A 16187-nucleotide genomic window follows, 5' to 3' on the forward strand; every position below is an offset into this window, starting at 1 on the left:
GATTTCGCGCCCCGCGAACATGGACCTGGGTTAGGGGAGTTCGGCGGTGGGGGCGGGTGAGCGGAACAGACCGTGTTGGGGTGGTGATCATTGGCGGGTCCGTGCGTCGGCCAGTTGCGCCTCGAGGTCGGCGATTCGCTGGTCCTGGAACCGCAGGTTGGAACGTGCGGCTGTCAATCGTTCGTCGAGGGCGCGGCTGTCGCCGGCGAGTTGGCGGACGCGTTGTTTGAGCGTGGTGTTCTCGGTGGTGACGCGCTGGATGGATTCCTCGGTCCATTCGGCTTCCAGGTCGCGGATGCGGCCGAGGAGTTCGCCGATGTGGGTGCGCTGAGCGAGGATTTCTGCGTTGGCGGTCTTGAGCCCGTGCTCGGCGTTGAGGGCCCGCTCGCGCCAGGTCGCCTCCTGCCGGGTGTCGAAGTCGGCGCGATGTTGGTGATCTTGTTCGCCTGCTGTGGCTTTCGCTGCATCGATCGCGGATCTGGCTGCGGGGTTGGTGTAGAGGAACGTTCGAGAGACCCGCGCGTGGCGGGCGACAGCGGCCGTGCTGACGGGGGTTCGTTCGCGGTGGAGCCGGGCGATGGCGTCGTGGACTCGGTCCACGGCGGCTTGGGTGTCGCGGCGGCGGGAGGCCAGCGCCGCGGCGGTGCGTGGCTGAGTCGGGGTTCGGGTGCTCATGCGTCGATTTCTCCTTCGCTTTGGTCGTTCTCGGCGTGCGCGGCATCGGTGAGGTCGGCGGCGCGGAAGGCGACCGACCAGACGCGGTGGAAGTAGTCCTGGGGCTTGCGCAGGTCCAAGGCGAGTGCCTGGTCGAGCAGGCCGAGCCCGGCCAGTGCTTTCTCGAGTCCGTCGATGGCGCGGGCGGTGGGTTCGAAGTGCTGGTGCAGGTAGTCGGCGGTGGCGTCGTCGGGTGCGTTTTCGGCCAGTTGCCGCCATTGCTCGCGTTTGCGCCGCCAATACAGCAGGTCCGCCCCTGACAGGACGAACTTGTCGCAGCTGTGGCAGTTCAGATTCCAGGGGCAAGTGCCGCCGTCGACGACGGGCTGGAAGGTGCAGAACCCGCCCTCGGCGGGGGTGCTGCGCCTCGACAGGTCGACCGCCAACACCTGGGCCTGCTCACGGGTCATGGGTGTGGCGTCTCCGGCGAGGAATTCGCCCGGGCTGACCGCACCGGGCCCGGCGACCCAGACGTGCGCCAGCACCTCCTCGAGATCCGAATGCGACAGGTGCACATAATGTTCGGCCATCCGATCGCTGACCTGGCCGAGGTAGGCGCGGATGTGGGTCAGGCTCGCGCCGGCGCGCAGCAGATTGGTAGCCAGAGTGTGGCGAGCTTGGTGAGGCACCCACCGGCCGAGTTCCAGCGAATCGACCCAGGCGCTGAACTTGCTGTGGAACCACTGGTAGGTCAACGAAACGGTGCCGTCGGGGTTGCGTGTGGCCGTCGGGAACAACGCCAGCCCGGCGCGTTCGGCGTCGGTGGGTCGGCGTCCGTGATGGGCGGTGAACCGGTCGAGGGTCTTGCGTTGTCGTTCGGCGAGGATGTCGTGCAGGCTCTCGGGGATGCGGATCGCGGCATCGTAGTTGCCGACCTTGGTCTGGTCGTGCCAGAACATCGGCAGTCCGCCGTAGCGGCCCAGGCAATCCCACCGGACCTGCAGCACTTCTCCGATGCGGCGACCGGTGGTGACGGTCGTTTCCCAGATGTCGCGCAACCCTTTGTCCAGCGGATCGTGGACCGCGGCGAGACGCTGCAGGTTCTGCTCGTCGGCGAGGGCACGAGCGACTTCGTCGGGAAACGGTCGTCGTGCGGTGCGGCCTGTGGCGGCCCCGGCCGTGGGAACGACGACGATGAACTCCCGCGCAAGACCGATCCGGTCGGCGGCACCATTGTCCAGCGCGGTCCGCAGCAGCTTGCGCAGGGAGTTGAACACCACCGACCGGGTGGTGGTGGTGACGGTGCTCGCCGTCCGGCCGGTGCGTTTCATCGCCAACGACGGCAACCCGTCGCGCTCACGTCGGCGCTGGTCGGCGACGAACCGCCGCATGTGCTCACCGTCGAGTAGTCGTGGGTCGTGCCCGCTTTCGGGGGCGTCGAGTTCGAGGAAGGCGCCCAGTTCCAGTGCTGCCCGTCGCATTCCGTCGATAACAGTGCCGGACCGCGGGCAGCGGGGCGATTGCAGCATGTCCGCGAAGTAGTCCCAGACCAGGTCCCGCAGCCAGCGCTGCGCGATGCCGGTCAGGTCGACATGGCTGGCTCGTTGGTCGAACCGGACGCCGAAGTAGTCGGTCTCGAGGTACCCGGCCTCCTTGGCCTGGGCGGGGGTGAAGTAGATCAGCCGCAATTCGTGCAGGATCTGCTTGACGATCGCGCCGGTGAAAACCTCTGCGCTGCCGGTGCCGAGTTCGAGATCGATCAGAGAGTCCACGTCCCGGCCGCGGCAGGTGACCACCAGTGAGCGGAGACAGCCGAGGTCCCAACGGGTCGGACGGGCGCGCTGGGTATGGATGAACAGACCCCATTTGATCTCCGCGCGCACCAGGGGCCGCAGCCCATGCAGATTTACCTTCCCCGGCCACGGTGTCGCGGCTGCCGCGGCGCACCAGCGACGAAAGGTCGCCTCGTCGGTGAAATCGATCGGGACCGGCTGACCGAACTGTTCGTAGCGGTGCCACGACCACGGCGGTAACACGGCTCCGCCGGGTTGGCTGTCACGTTGATACTTCTTGCCGTGCCACGGGCACAGCCCCAGCGGCGAGTCGGCGAGGTCGATGCAGACCGCCACCAGGCAGGTGCCGTGACCGGGTAACGGCGGCTGTGCGGTGAGCCATGCGGTGAAATCCGCGCCGGGCCCGGTGGTCTTCTGGTGGTGGCCCCACCGGAAGATGTGGCGTCGACACAGCCGTAACTCGGAGTGCGCTGCCGGTCGCTGGGGGCAAATCCGGCAAACCAGCTCCTCGGCCCGCACGTGCCGCTGGAGCGGCTCGGCCGCGACAAGGAATGCGGCCTTGCCGACGCCGCGCTCGCGATCACGTGCCCACCCGCGCAGGTGCTCGGAGCACAGATCCGAGCCGCCGGTGCGAGGCCGCTCGCACCGGTCGACCACGCACTCCCACCGGTAGATCGGATGCTGTGGCGGGATCTCGATCACGTCCGGCCGGAACGTCGGATCGAATGAAGGGCCGTCGATCAGTGCGGTGAGAATCTCGAGCCGGTCGCGTCCGACCCGGCCGGGCCGATCCGGAGACAGGTGCGTCAAGCCGGCACGGGCATTACCGGCACCTTTGGCGCTCATCGGCGCTGCTCCCACACCCGCCGCAACGCCGCGTCGAAGGCCCGGTCGTGAACATCGACGTGCCCATAGACCTCGTCGACCATCGCCGCCGACGCCCAACCACCCGCATCGCGGGCGATCAACAGGTTACCGTCCGATGCGTCGAGCACCGCACTGGTGAAGGAGTGCCTGAATTGGTGCGGCCGCACCTTTCCCAGTCCCGCGCGGTCTCCGGCCCGCGCCAACATTCGGCGGGCGCCCACCGGCGCCCACGGCAACCCCGCCCCGACACCGTGCAGCTGGACCAGCAGCATCCCGTGATCGGCGCGCCCACACCGATATTCGGTACTCATGTAGTCAAAGTAGGTGTGGATCATGGCCGGGCTGACCCGCTTGACCAACCCGCCGGTCACCGCGTCGTCCTCGACCCGCCACGGATGCTTCGTCTTTGCCTCCGCCCGGTTCGGGTTGTCGGGACGATGACAGACATGCAGGTGCGGGGAACGGCACTGGCCACAGGCCGCATCCTCGCGAAGGTGCAGATCGACCAGATGCAGCCCACACAGTTCCCCGATCCGCAGTCCCCCGTCGGCCAACCAGGTCACCACCAGTCGGTCGCGTGCCGAACGGACCGATGCCAGCAGCCGGTCGCGTGCACCGTCGGGAAGCATCTTCGGGTGCCGACGCCGCAGCCCCGACGGAGCCAACGGGTTCGCCGGCATTGATGACGTCGTGTGCCCCAAGAACGCGCGCCGACGGTCCACCCGCGTCGGCAGCCGACGCTTATCCAGCCTCCGACCCAGCTCGGCATTCACCCCGAGCGCAGCCTGATGCAGATAGAACCCCTTCAAACAGGCTGCCGTAGTCGACAGCGCCGCATGCCCGTACGGGCGTTTCCCGGCCCGCCATGGCTCGCCTAACGGCATCGTGACCTCGGCGCCGACGATGCCCATATATCGTTCGAGATCCCGCAGCACCACCCTGTCCAACGTCAGGCACTCGCGCTCGAGCCAGCGCAGGTGATCCACCAACAGGTAGGCGTAGGTGCGTTGGGTGCCCGACCCGTCGTGCTCGCGCAGGAACCGGTCCGCCTCGCGATGCTCCGTTCCTTCCGGCCAGACGATCGTCCACGACCGCCTCCCACTACGCCTGTCGATCCGCTGAACCCGAAGATCCCCTACCACCACTCGCATCGCCATCCGTCCTCCACGTCTCTGCCTGAACATGACGAACATCCCGAACCCTGGTCGGTAAACAACCACGGGACGTCCCGGAAGTCGCGCAGGACGAACGGCGTGTACAGATATATCTGCGGTCGGTAAAACCGACGACGGGAAGGCCGGCGTCGCAGTCAACGGCGATGAGGTTGTCTCTGTCTTCGCGCACAACGATTGTGCCCATCCAAGGGCGGCATACGCGCTGCTATCTCAGGCAACCGAAATCGGCGGACACCGACTGGATTGCTTCGACACAGTGCTTCCAAAGATCTACGCGCAATTGGGATTCGTCCCGGTCGCCCGCCTCGCCTGGAACGACGACTACGCACCCGATGGCTGGAACTACAGCACATACCGGAAGTTCAACAACGGACGGCCCGACGTCGTCTTCATGGCCTACGACCCAGCAGCAATCGGTTCGAAGTACACCAAAACAGCTGCCAAGTATGTCGACAACTACGACACGGGGATCGAATCTGCCCGGAACTACTCCTCTCTCAGGCCCTCTGCACCGAGTCCGGCAGAGCGGTAACCACCGAAGCGGAGGCAGGCGTAGCGGCTAGAAACTCTGCTCGCAAGATTGCAAGGCCGTGGTGCCAGGACCTGCACGTCCTGGCGCGGGTTAAGCCCGAACTTGTGGGGGATGCGGCGAGCGACGATGTCGACCACCAACTCGGCGGTCTCCTCGGCCGGGTGCAGGTCCGACTGTTCCGCGAGTTCGCAGGCGAACCAGAAGAAGTCGTCGAACCCGGTGAGCTGCGGGCCGGTTGCGGCGTTGATCCGGTGGGCGTTGACCACGATCCCGGACCGGCGGGCCTGCCGGAAGATCTTCGTCAACCGCACCCGCGGAATCGTATCGGCGGACAGCAGGTCGCGCAGTACTCCTCCGGCACCGACGGAAGGGAGCTGGTCGACGTCACCGACCAGCAGCAGATGAGCCCCCTCCGGGATGGCCTTGACCAGTTTGTTGGCCAGGATGACGTCCATCATCGACGACTCGTCCACCACAACAAGGGCAGCGTCCAGCCTGTTGTCGCGATCGTATTTCGGGTCGCCGCCGGGTTGCAGCTCCAGCAGGCCGTGGACGGTGCAGGCCTGGTGGCCGGTCAGCTCGGCCAGCCGTTTGGCGGCCCGCCCGGTCGGCTCACGCAGCCAAGGGCATGGTCGAGGATCGGTTTCAGGATCGGCAGTCCAACGAGGTGATCATCCGGTGGGCAATGGCGGCGAGTTTGACGTTTTCGCGTTGGGAGGCGTCGACGAGGGACGCGAAGGCGGTGTCCTCGCCGATCCCGCGGGAGGCCATCAGGGCACCTTTGGCGTGTTCGATGACGCCCCGGTTCTCCATGGCGGTTTTCAGGCCGGACAGGTCGTGGAGTGCCTCTCGAGGTCCCGGGAGAGGCCGATGATGGTTTCCCCGACAGTGGTGTGATCTTCAGCAGGGCGGCGTCGAGGTCGCTGAAACCGTGGCCGTCGACGCTGTAGAGGTGGAGGGCACCGATATGATCCTCGCCCAGGCGCAGCGGCGCGGACAGGTAGCAGGCCGCGGTCGCCGGAATCCTCGGCGGAGGCGTTCGCCGGGATCAACGGGTGGGTCATCGGCGCGACCATCCGGTGTCCGATGTGCGCGACCGCTCGCATCGCCCGTATTGCCTGAGCGTCGGACGCTCGTGTGCGGGTATGCAGGTCGGTTTGCCGGCAGCTTCCGGGCGACCGGGAAGCGTCCACCACCCGCTCGGCATTCAGCTCGACGAACAGCGTCTCCACAGTCACCGCTGGGCATCGGACTTGAAGGTGGTGGGGAAGGGGCTGGGCCCGAGTGCGAGGGTGAAAGAGGTGGGGTGGAGTCCGCCCCGAGGCCAGGACCACTGCGTCGACCAATCGAGGGCGTCGGTGCGGGGCCGGGTTTCGTAGCGCGCGGAGTCGGCGCGGAGACCGGCGACGTACAGCGGGAACCGCAGCAGCAGCCCGGATGCGAACGCGGTCGCTGTGGACGGTTTCAGGGTGAGGCGTTCTCGGTCACGATCGGCATGCCCGCGTGCAGGGCGATCCTCCCGTGGTGGGCGGCGCGAGGGCCGGCCAACGACGGCGGCGCATGCTTCGATCGTCGCATCACCCGGCCCGGCGGTGTCGGTGAATTTCCTGAGAATCCTTACCCGCGAGAATGATTCGAACACGAGTCCTACGTCCGGGTAGCTGAGATCAACGTGCCTACCCGCCGGTCCGCCGGGGTCGCGAGCTCTGGGGTGGATCCGCCAAGGCGCGACGAACGCACGACGCTCGGGTTCGCCGGTTCTGCGGCGCTGACTCTCAGGCTGACACAAGCACTCTGACGATCAGAGGTCCCACAACCCCAGCAACGCGGACCTAAGGTCAGGGGAGCGGACGAAGTGGTCGGTCCGCAGCCGTGAGCCCGGGTGCCCCAGATCGGTCAGCGCCTTCTCAGCATCGGAAAGGCGGAGTGGAGACAGGCCGGTGCGCAGGCGCAGGAAGTGCAGAACTGCTCCACCGGACCGCGGGATCTTCATGGGGTCGGACACCACGACCGCCGGCGCGTAAATCCACTCGTCATCGGCCGAGACGAAGACGATCACGTCACCCCGCTTCACCCCGCTGGGCCTGTCGAGACGAAGCGATTCGAGCTGGTACTTCGCCGCCGGGCCGCCGCGGCTGTGATGGCGGCCCCGCAGTTCGTCGAGGACCTGTTGTTCGGTGCGGGTGGGTTCATAGTCGACGGCGTGTTTGACGAACATCCGAGTCACCGGCGTCGGCAGGAAATCTGTCTCGATGCGAACCCTGCCGGTGACCCCGGGCAGTGGAACCGCGCGGCCGATCTCCCACTCCAGGATCGCGTCGTCGAGGAACACCTGATCGACCTCGGTGATCTCATCGAGGCCGTTGATGAACGTCCGCACGGAGGCGACGATGTCGGGGTCGTCGGTGATGACCACAGCGTCGTCGGCCAGGGTGGAGTTCTCCGACGCGTTCGCCGACCCGATCACCGCCCGGGCGTTGGTGACGATCACCTTGGCATGCAGGGTCGGCGACGACAGCACCCGCACCCCCCTGTTCACGTAGTACGCGAGCGCGGCAGGGGAGGTGGCGTGCGTCCGGATAGCGGCCTTGGAGGCGTTGACGACCAGGACGTCCCCCGCGCGCAGCGGGAGCAGCGCGGGCGCGTCCTGTCCGAGGTAGCCGATCGCGGCGTACCGGGCGCCGCGGGTGCGGATGGCGCGGGTGATGTGCGGCCACGGACTCGGCCCGTGGAAGGTGGTCCCCATACCGACAGACGGTAACCGGCCCGCCCTGCGTGTGGTGCCGGTCCCGGGTAACGCCAAAAGAAGCTTAAGGGGGCGCCGCCGATCCGGTGCTCCTGGCGAGGTCGACGGTGGCGCGGGGGCGGGCTGACCGCAGTCGCCGGGGGGTGCAGCGATCCGGCCGGATCACGCGGTTGCGGACAACGCGTCGGCGTCGGCGTCAGCCCCGACCGTCGGCCCGGCACTCGTACTCTTGTGAGCACCACGAGACCGGCGGGAGAAGGATCATCAGTTACGAAGCGATCTACGACGGGGTCCGATATCCGCTCGCCGATGCGGCCGCCGCCCACGGTCTCGAGGACGACATCCGGGGTCTCTTCGAAGACAACGGCAACGGTCGATTCGTCGGCTTTGTCAGCCAGAACTCGACGGTTCGCCTGCTGATCACGCCGGCGACTCCGATCGCGATCCGGGGCAACGACGAGCCGAACCCGAGCGTCGTCCACCGCTGGTGACCCCGCCTCCAGATGTCTCCGTCGGCCGCGACGGTGTGTCCGCCCAATGGACGAAGGGTTGTCAGCGAGACTTTCGGCAACGATCCACCGTCAACACAAGGAGGATAGGGTGCCCAGCCTCATCTTCAACGGCGTCACCTACGGCATCAGCCAGACCCGATTCGAGGCCACCCGGGAGCTGCTCGCACGGTTCGCCGAGGGACACACCCTGGGAGTGGCGATGTCCCTCACCCATGACGGCGCCCGGCACCACCTGTACATCACCCCCGGGGTGCCGATCACGCTGGTGGAATGACCGGTCCGGCCCGATTCGGCAGGATCGCCGCCTTCGGTTTCGCGAGGAAGCTGCGGTGGTCATGGAACCACGCGTGACGCCATCGGAACCGACCGCAGCAACCGAGTGCATTCGACCAAGGGGGCACCGAATCCGGGTTGCCGGGGCCATGACGGTCTCCTCGGGTCGACGTGCCCGAGCAGTTCAGTAATGAGTGGGTGCGGGGAGATGCGGTCCCCTTCGTGGGTGCACGACTCGGCTGTTGCGATGACCGCGACCACGGCGATCGGCGACCACGGCGTGTCGGCAGATGCCAACCGGCAGCCGCCCACGATGACTGCAACGGCGGCGTGCCTGCGGCCGTCGTGACCGCGGCCGAAACCGCGGCCGAAACCGCGACCATCGCTGCACCGGTGACGGCGTCCGCGACCCCCCTACACCGGTCGTCCCGGCGGCTCGAAGGTCACCGCCCCGGTGATGACCGCGTCCGCTGCGGCAGCTGCTCCGGCCCGGTCCGCGTCCTCGACAGTCCCCGCAGCCAAGACAACGGCCACGGCCGCCATGAGCACGCCGACCGTGGCTGCTGTGCAAAATGAAATCGATGAAGCCTGTGCTCTCATCGATGTACACCCCGAGCAACACCGCGACTGCGACACCGACGGTCGCGGCTAAGACCGGCCACCCGGATTCCGTCGTGACGTCGAACGCGATGGTCATCAACGGAGTCGGGACCGGGACGTTCACCGTCAACGCTCGCCTGCACCAGACGAACTCGGCCACCGCGACGGCCCACCTCCGGAAGAACGGGGTGCAGAGCCGACGGTGTGTGACGACGTCGCTCAGGGAGTGGTCTGTCTCGGCAGGGCGTAGCCGAGTTTCAACAGCGCCCTGCGGAATTTCAGTTCGTGTTCGAGTGGGACCGCGAGATGACGGTCGCCGATCGGGCGGCACAGCCCGCGGAGCGCCCGGTCTCGGGTGACGAGCGCGGCCAGTGCGTCATCGGTGCATTCGATCACCCAGACGTGGCCGAGGTCGGTCAGCTGGGTGGTTCGGCGGGTGACATCGTTGACGAGGGTCGTCAGCGAGCCGGGCAACTCATGCTCGGTCCGCTGGGCGAGGAAGGTGGTGAGGTCCTCGAGGTTGCGGCCGGTATCGATCGCGGACAACAGACTCGCGGCGGAGACGGTCCAGACCCGGTCCGCGGTGTGCGCGGCGTACGCGGACAGCAGAAGCTGATCACCGGGCGACAGGGTGCCGGTGGCGACGACATCGAGGTTGGGCAGGACCTTGAGCACCGCGGTGGTCTCGTCATCGGTGGGCGGGTGGTAGGTATCGGTCAGGCCCAGGACGTAGCAGCCCAGGGCGGTGAGCCGGATCGCCAGCAGTCCGTCGTACCTGCTCAGCGCGTCCAGATCGTCGCCGCCCCAGTTGTCGTGGAAGTCCGATCGGGCGCCGGTGGGGTGGAGGTAGTCGAGGTCGAGCAGTCCCAGCGTGCCGGCGTACTCGAACAGCACCGCGGCCGTGTAGCGGCCCTCGAGGATCTCCCACCGGTGGTGGCCGTCGTAGCCCAGACTGCCGTAGTGGGAGTCGACGAGATAGAGCTTCCACAGCGCCCTCTCGCTGCGGGCGACGGTGGGGCTCATCCCTTTCCGCCGCATGGTCGTGAATAAGGAATCCACGCTGATCCACTCTCCGGGTGGGCAGCTTGCCAATCCCTGCGCGACCGTCTGCCGGCGAGTCTTGGCCGAGGTGAGGACATTGCGTGCGCGCTGGCCCTTGATCTGCTCGATTCGGCTGAACTCGTCGATCACCGCGTGGGGGAGCCAGCGCTGCCACAGCCGCCGGATGACCTCGGCCGGCGGCCGACGCAGGGCGGTGCGGCCCTTGAGAGTCAGGTGGAGGCGCCCGTCCTCGACCGTGGCGAGCCCACCGGCCTGGATGATCAGCGGCCACGCGAACGACGCGATCGGGTCGTGCAGGTAAAAGTCGCCGTGCGCGAGCTGAGCGCCGACGGCGGCGACCGTCGCCGCGGAGGGGCGGCGGGTCTTCTCGCTGCACCGCAGTTCACCCGCCGCGCATAGCTGCAGCACCGTGTGCAGGTTCAGCGAGGCTTCCTGCTCGGTCTCCCGTATCCGGTGCTCCCCGACCACGCTCAGGGGTCCGGTGCCGCCGGTGTGCACGCTCATGTCCTCACCTACCTCAGCCAGTGCCGGTATGCCTCGACCCAGTGCGCACCGGCGGGCAGAGGCGTCGGCAACGGCAGATCGAGGATGGGGATGCGCTGTCGCCACTGTCCACGTACGCAGATCACCGCGATGCATTCCTCAGCAGTCAGGTCGATACCGGACACGGTGACCTCGGTCCCCGACACGAATGTCTGAAACGGCAGGACGAGATGCTCGTCGAGCATGGTGTAAAACCCCGTGACGCATTCGCTGTCGTTGTAGCAGTCGACGGTGGCCTCCGCGACCAGGGCCGCGAGCGCCGCACGATTCGATGGTGTCACGGCGCCGAGGATAGCCGGAGACCCACTCGGACCGGTCCGCACCACGGCGCCACTCCGCCGACGGAGGGCGGGCAGATGGCAAGGCCCGACCCGTTCTCCACAACACGGTGCGCGCTCAGGTGGGGGATGCTTCCCGACAACGCCACCAGTGCCGGGGAAGCTGATGGCGGCTGATGTGCGTCACCTGGTTGCACCTGATGGTGGGGGGAGCCGCAATTGTGTGCTCGGTCGATCGGCCTGGTCCGCCGTCATGGGGGAGAGGCGGTCCCCGAGATGCTGGTTGGGTGATCCCTCGCTGGTGCCTCGTTGCCGTGGGAGTGGGCCGGCGGGTGCGCCTGGAGTGGAAACAGTGTGGACATTGGGTCGCGGGCCCCAGGGGCGAGATGCCACTGATGGTGAGGAAGGGCGTTCCTCGGCGGCGGTCTCGCGTCCGGGCGATGACGTGGATGTGCGGCGTGTCATCGACCCAATGTGGGCGCCGGCCCGGCGGAAAGGGCCGCGCCGCGCTCGAGTAACGGGCGCGGGTCAAGATTGCCATCGCCGAGGCGGCAAGTGTGGACCCGCGCCACGAGGTCGATCGCGTATCTCGTCCGGGTCTGACGCCGTAGGCCACAACCGACGAGGTATATCGGAGCGGTCGTTGCGGCCGCCGGTGCCGGGGAGTCGCTACCGATCCGCAGCGGCGCCGGGGAGTCAACAGCTCGCGATCTGACAGCCCGGAAACCGGAATCTGAGAGGCGAATCGTCACAAGGGATGCAGTATTGGAACAGGTTTTCATTACCGGTCACCCCGCCGCTGCCTCAGCTGCTCGGCTCCGGACTCTCGAAGCTTCCAGGGCGACAGGTAGCTCGATGGGATGAGAATCCTGCGATGCAATCTCGTGCTGCTTCGTGCCTCAATGCGACAGCGCACAAGGCCGACGGCTGACGCGACTCCATAGGGTGGCTGACACGACTCCATAGGGTGGCTGACACGACTCCATAGGTGTTGGAGTCACGCACCGTGGTCTGCACACCAGTGCACACGTGAGCTAAGATGTGCATATGGGGTCGTTGGAGAAGGTGGATTCGCTCGACGCGCTGCTTGCCAAGCATCACGTCGACCTGACCGCCCGTGAGATGCTTCGCGAACTCGACGCTGCACTCACTGCGGTACCCGCCGCGTCGGACACGTTGTCGGCTGGAGAGATCGAGTTCCTCCGCACGCACGCCGGCGAGGGCGTCGGCGAAGTCCTCGACCAGTGGTCGTCGGTGGCCGAGATCCGCGCTCGTGCGGTGGAGATCGCGCGGCAAACGGTGACGGCGCTCGCGGATTCGTTGGACGTCAAGGAGGCAGCGGCGCTGCTCGGTATTGACAGGTCGGTGGTGTCCCGGCGGCTCACCGCGCGCACGCTGTGGGCGTTCGATCTGCACGGGCACCGCCGCATCCCGCGATGGCAGTTCGTCGGTGAGGATGTCTTGCCGGGGCTTAGTACTGTCGTGGCGGCCATCCCCTCGACCGCCAGCCCCGTGTCGGTCGCCGCGCTCATGCACACCCCGCAACCCGACCTCGGCGACCGGACCCCGCTCGAGCATCTGGCCGCGGCGGCGGACCCGGCACCTGTGGTCGCGCTCGTGGAATCCCTCGACACCTGGTGAGCGGTCGGCACCCGAAGATTCCGCGGGCACCGCGGACCCCGCTCACCGTTGCTCCGGAGGACATGCTGGCCTACGACGGTGTGCTGTGGCGGATCCACCGCACCACCGGTCCTCACGTAGTGTCCTGGCGGACTCTGCGCACCTACGGGCCGATCGCGTCCATGCGCTACGACCCGCACCCCGGCCCCGCCCCGGCAGCGACCACCATCGGGGTCCTCTACGCCGCCTGCGATGTCGCCACCGCGCTGGCCGAGGTGTACCAGGCGACACGGACGATCGACACCGCGATCGGGGCCCCTGCCCTGACAGGGTGGCGCCCGACCCGTCCCCTGAATCTGCTGAATCTCACCGAAACCTGGCTGGTACGTCACCACGCCTCGTACGCACTGCTTCACGGACCGCGTACCGTGTGCCGAACGTGGGCGCGCACCATCCACCTGACATGGCCGCACCTCGACGGTCTGTACGTACCGTCCACCATGACCGGCCGTCCGAACGTCGTGCTGTGGAACCCCGCCGCCGACTCGTTCCCCGCCGACCCCGAGTTCACTCGACCACTCGATCACCCGCGCGTGCGGCCCATCCTCCGCACCGCCGCACGCACTATCGGATACGCATCGACGGTCTAACTCTGTCCCGGCCCGCACCGATCGGATTCGACTGCATCTGCGTCGCCGTGTTTGGTGCGGATCGCCGCCATCCCGAGCGCATACCGCACACCGCTGACCGTCGAGCAGGCGCTCGACGCCGCCTGAAGCCTGGTTGGGTCAACCGTCCGTGGTCGTGCCGGTATCCGAGTCGGACACCTCGCAGCGCTACGAACCCGGTGGACACCCACGGGCACGGGCGGAAAACCCGCTCATCGACTCTCATCGACGCCCACCGTGCCGCCCTCGCCCTCGCCCTCGCGCAGCGGGCCACGGTCGTCACCGTTGGGCAACGACGTCGCCGGTTTCGGTGCGTGAGTGGCAGCCGGAATCCTAGAGCCCCAATGCCTCCCGCAGTCGCCGTACGCTCATCGCCCCCGGCCGCTCCTCCTGCGGGAAGGAGTCGAGCAGCCGGATCAGGTCGTCGCGGCGGGTGGGGTCGGCGGCGCACTCGCGCGGGGTGTGATCACCGAGGGCGGGGATCGCCTCGTCGAGCCACTGCTGCTCGTATCCGCGGATGTGCTCGTCGAGTGCCGCCGCGATCGCGGGATCCTCGGGGTCGAGGTCGATGGGGTGTGTCGGCCGAACGTTTTCCTGAGCCTGAGCCTGAGCCTGAGCCATCAGCTCGGATGCCGGTGTCCGGGTCTGCTCGCGCAGTCTCGCCCCGGGATCGGCGGCGCCCACGGCGTCGACCAGCGACTCGAACCGCGGCTCGTTCATCGCCTCGACCTCGAGCACCCAGGGGTCGGTGCCGGGGGCCAGGTTCAGCACGCCGAGCACACTGCCCTGCTCGGTCCAGGTCCACCGGTCTGCGTCGGCGGCGCCGAAGCGGCGACTGAGCCTGCGTCGGATCCCGGCGGTGTCGGCCACCTCGAAGACGGCCCGGCACGCCACCATCGGGTGCCCGTCGGGAGTGACCAGTCGCGGCGGCGCGAACCGGGCGCTGAGGAACTCGACGAGCTCCTCGGGGTCGGTGGATTCCGAATCGAGCAACTCGATCAGCCGACCACGCTGTCCGGGCTCGATCGGTTCGATGCCGCCGAAGATCTGCATCGTGGAACCGGCGGGAACGACTCGGGCGCAGAAGAAGTCGCCGGCCCGCAACTGCCTGCTGGCGGTCCGCTCGGTGACCTCCAGGCGGTCGCCGGTGCGCACGTCGCGCAGCGTCAGCCCCTCGCCCGCACGCACCGCCTCCACCTCGTGCACCGACCGCTCGGCGAGCAACCACTGCTGCGCGAGGAGCAGTTCGTCCGCGGGCAGCAGCACGCCGCGCTCGGCGACGAACCGCGCGAAGGCTCCGCATTCGAACAGCACCACATCCGCGACCAGCGGGTCGTCGAGCGCGTGATACAGCGCCATCGGATCGTCGTCGTGCGCGGACCGAATCTGGGCGAGCGAGATCAGCAGCGGTCGCCACTCGATGCCCTGCGCGAACGAGCCCGCCTTCTGGTACAGCCACCCAGCCCGCTGCTCGAGTGGGTGTTCGGCCTTGCCGAGGTGGCACGCCTTGTATTTGCGCCCGGATCCGCACCAGCACCGATCGTTGCGCCCCAGGTCCGGCCGGTCGACAGGAAGAAACGATTGGAGCAGGTCGTACAGGGGTTCGCGATACGCACCCTCGACCCGGTCGAGCAGCCCGATCGCCCGCACCGCGTCACCACGATCGGACGCGAAGCGGGCCAAAGCCTCGAGCGCCTCGTCCCAGTTCGGGTCCACGGCCAGGGCTCGCTCGTAGTGCCGCTCGGCGTCCGCGGTCCGTCCGTCGAGTTCGGCCGCCTTGCCCGCCAGCCAATGCGCGGTCGGGGCGATCTTGCGGGGACCGCGGTCGCGGAGCACCGTGGAGGCCAGGTGCAGGGTTTCGGTGCCGGCGCGGCAGGTGGCGTACGCCTCGCCGAACGCGGCGCGGGCCGCGTTCGGGCGGGCGAGCCCGGCGAAGCGGTCCCTCGTGCTCGTCACGACCGCGTCGACAGCGCGTTCGCGCTCGTTGGCGGGGGTGCGCTCGAGTACGCCGATCAGGGCGATGAACGCCATGACCGCTTCCGTCTCGTCGTCGGTGAGGTGGTGAGCCGCCGTGACCGTCGCGGCGTGCGCTTTCCCGCGATGGGCGGCGAAGTCGAATCCCCGGACCGCGATGTCGTCGCCGTCGCACACGTATCCGGCGTCGGTGATCAGGTCGCCGAGCGGTGTGGTCGGCGCCGCGAACAGGGCCCGGTCGTCGGCCATCAGCTGCCAGATGATGGTGTCCAGGGGCTCGGGGCGGTCCATCGGCACCAGGTCGGCCAGTGCGACAGCGAGATCGGGTGCGGGTGCGGGTGGGGTCGCCGCGGCGGTGAGCCGCAGCTCGCCGTCGACGAAGGCGAGCGCGACCAGGTCACCGGCCCGGAATTCGACGAGTGCGTCCGGTTCGAGCAGCAGCGCCGCGTCCGTCGGCCAGTCGGGATCGTCGACGCCGCGCTCGTCGAATACGTCGTCGTCGAGGTCACGGAAGAGGGTGCTCAGCCCGCCTGCGGCCGGGTCGTGGTCGTCGAACGGCAGCAGGGGCGTCAGGTCCGGGTGGGCGTCGAGGATGCCGGACGCGATTTCCGCCTCGGTGAGCCGGTGGGTGAGCACGCGTCCGGCGAGCAGGGCGTCGAGGGCCACGCTGCGACCGTCCGCCAGGTAGCCGAGCCGGGGATGGCCGATGTACTCGGCGAGTTCCTCCATGTCGGCGAGATAGCCGTGCCCCTCGGCGACCAACCGCCGCGCCCATTCGTCGGTATGCATGGGCCCGTGCTCGCGGAGCAGGACCATGGCGGCTTCGGCAGTGGGATCTGTCGGATCGGTCACCGGGCCAGGGTATGCGATGTGTCCGGGCGCTCGTCGAA

The 16187-nt window shown here is 68.0% G+C and carries 13 protein-coding genes and 1 pseudogene; 4 read left to right on the forward strand and 10 right to left on the reverse strand.

The window, feature by feature from the left end; genetic code table 11:
• Nucleotides 1–87: 87 nt before the first annotated feature.
• The 7 genes and pseudogenes from JWS14_RS45815 to JWS14_RS45845 all read right to left on the reverse strand — a co-directional run bounded on the left by JWS14_RS45815 (nt 88) and on the right by JWS14_RS45845 (nt 7767).
• Nucleotides 88–675 (reverse strand): DUF6262 family protein, encoded by a 588-nt coding sequence (locus tag JWS14_RS45815; protein WP_206016804.1) that lies wholly within the window; start codon nt 673–675, stop codon nt 88–90.
• The gene (locus JWS14_RS45820; RefSeq protein ID WP_206016805.1) at nt 672–3293 is read right to left on the reverse strand and encodes a tyrosine-type recombinase/integrase; all 2622 of its coding nucleotides are present in this window, start codon (nt 3291–3293) and stop codon (nt 672–674) included. Before JWS14_RS45820 ends, JWS14_RS45815 begins: the two co-directional genes overlap by 4 nt.
• The gene (locus JWS14_RS45825) at nt 3290–4471 is read right to left on the reverse strand and encodes a tyrosine-type recombinase/integrase (protein ID WP_206016806.1); all 1182 of its coding nucleotides are present in this window, start codon (nt 4469–4471) and stop codon (nt 3290–3292) included. Before JWS14_RS45825 ends, JWS14_RS45820 begins: the two co-directional genes overlap by 4 nt.
• Before the next feature lie 609 nt (nt 4472–5080).
• A pseudogene (locus tag JWS14_RS45830) lies at nt 5081–5632 on the reverse strand (ATP-dependent DNA helicase); the annotation flags it as partial.
• 34 nt (nt 5633–5666) lie between these two features.
• A complete protein-coding gene (locus tag JWS14_RS45835) occupies nt 5667–5834 on the reverse strand; it encodes an ANTAR domain-containing protein (RefSeq protein ID WP_061699722.1) in 168 nt (55 codons plus the stop codon).
• 421 nt (nt 5835–6255) lie between these two features.
• The gene (locus JWS14_RS45840) at nt 6256–6663 is read right to left on the reverse strand and encodes a hypothetical protein (protein WP_241031824.1); all 408 of its coding nucleotides are present in this window, start codon (nt 6661–6663) and stop codon (nt 6256–6258) included.
• Between the two features lie 159 nt (nt 6664–6822).
• Nucleotides 6823–7767, reverse strand: coding sequence for a phospholipase D family protein (locus tag JWS14_RS45845; RefSeq protein WP_206016807.1), 945 nt, complete (start codon nt 7765–7767; stop codon nt 6823–6825).
• Between the two features lie 170 nt (nt 7768–7937).
• Here JWS14_RS45845 and JWS14_RS45850 point away from each other — a divergent pair, with 170 nt between their 5' ends.
• Entirely contained in the window at nt 7938–8258 is a 321-nt protein-coding gene (locus JWS14_RS45850) for a hypothetical protein (RefSeq protein WP_241031825.1), read from the forward strand.
• A 109-nt stretch (nt 8259–8367) separates the two neighbouring features.
• A complete protein-coding gene (locus JWS14_RS45855) occupies nt 8368–8553 on the forward strand; it encodes a hypothetical protein (protein WP_061697184.1) in 186 nt (61 codons plus the stop codon).
• A gap of 818 nt (nt 8554–9371) precedes the next feature.
• Here JWS14_RS45855 and JWS14_RS45860 read toward each other — a convergent pair.
• Nucleotides 9372–10718: a helicase-associated domain-containing protein gene (locus tag JWS14_RS45860; RefSeq protein ID WP_206016808.1), complete on the reverse strand. Its 1347-nt coding sequence runs from the start codon at nt 10716–10718 to the stop codon at nt 9372–9374.
• Nucleotides 10719–10726: 8 nt separating this feature from the next.
• Nucleotides 10727–11038: a calcium-binding protein gene (locus JWS14_RS45865; RefSeq protein ID WP_206016809.1), complete on the reverse strand. Its 312-nt coding sequence runs from the start codon at nt 11036–11038 to the stop codon at nt 10727–10729.
• Nucleotides 11039–12082: 1044 nt separating this feature from the next.
• Between JWS14_RS45865 and JWS14_RS45870 the strand changes: the two genes are divergently transcribed.
• Together JWS14_RS45870 and JWS14_RS45875 are read left to right on the forward strand one after the other, a co-directional pair.
• Nucleotides 12083–12676 carry a helix-turn-helix domain-containing protein gene (locus tag JWS14_RS45870; protein WP_206016810.1) on the forward strand — a complete coding sequence of 198 codons (594 nt, stop codon included), beginning with the start codon at nt 12083–12085 and terminating at the stop codon, nt 12674–12676.
• On the forward strand, nt 12673–13305 hold the full coding sequence (locus JWS14_RS45875) for an RES family NAD+ phosphorylase (RefSeq protein WP_206016811.1): 633 nt from the start codon (nt 12673–12675) through the stop codon (nt 13303–13305). The genes JWS14_RS45870 and JWS14_RS45875 overlap by 4 nt, the downstream gene beginning before the upstream one ends.
• 351 nt (nt 13306–13656) lie before the next feature.
• On the opposite strand, the gene JWS14_RS45880 is transcribed toward JWS14_RS45875, so the two are convergent.
• Nucleotides 13657–16149, reverse strand: coding sequence for an SEC-C domain-containing protein (locus tag JWS14_RS45880; protein ID WP_206016812.1), 2493 nt, complete (start codon nt 16147–16149; stop codon nt 13657–13659).
• Between the last annotated feature and the right edge of the window lie 38 nt (nt 16150–16187).

This window comes from Rhodococcus koreensis (assembly GCF_017068375.1).
GTDB lineage: Bacteria > Actinomycetota > Actinomycetes > Mycobacteriales > Mycobacteriaceae > Rhodococcus_F > Rhodococcus_F koreensis.

Coding starts and splice junctions, on each gene's coding strand:
- JWS14_RS45815 (WP_206016804.1), bottom strand. CDS start 675: ATGAGCACCCGAACCCCGACTCAGCCACGCACCGCCGCGGCGCTGGCC.
- JWS14_RS45820 (WP_206016805.1), bottom strand. CDS start 3,293: ATGAGCGCCAAAGGTGCCGGTAATGCCCGTGCCGGCTTGACGCACCTG.
- JWS14_RS45825 (WP_206016806.1), bottom strand. CDS start 4,471: ATGGCGATGCGAGTGGTGGTAGGGGATCTTCGGGTTCAGCGGATCGAC.
- JWS14_RS45835 (WP_061699722.1), bottom strand. CDS start 5,834: ATGGAGAACCGGGGCGTCATCGAACACGCCAAAGGTGCCCTGATGGCC.
- JWS14_RS45845 (WP_206016807.1), bottom strand. CDS start 7,767: ATGGGGACCACCTTCCACGGGCCGAGTCCGTGGCCGCACATCACCCGC.
- JWS14_RS45860 (WP_206016808.1), bottom strand. CDS start 10,718: ATGAGCGTGCACACCGGCGGCACCGGACCCCTGAGCGTGGTCGGGGAG.
- JWS14_RS45870 (WP_206016810.1), top strand. CDS start 12,083: ATGGGGTCGTTGGAGAAGGTGGATTCGCTCGACGCGCTGCTTGCCAAG.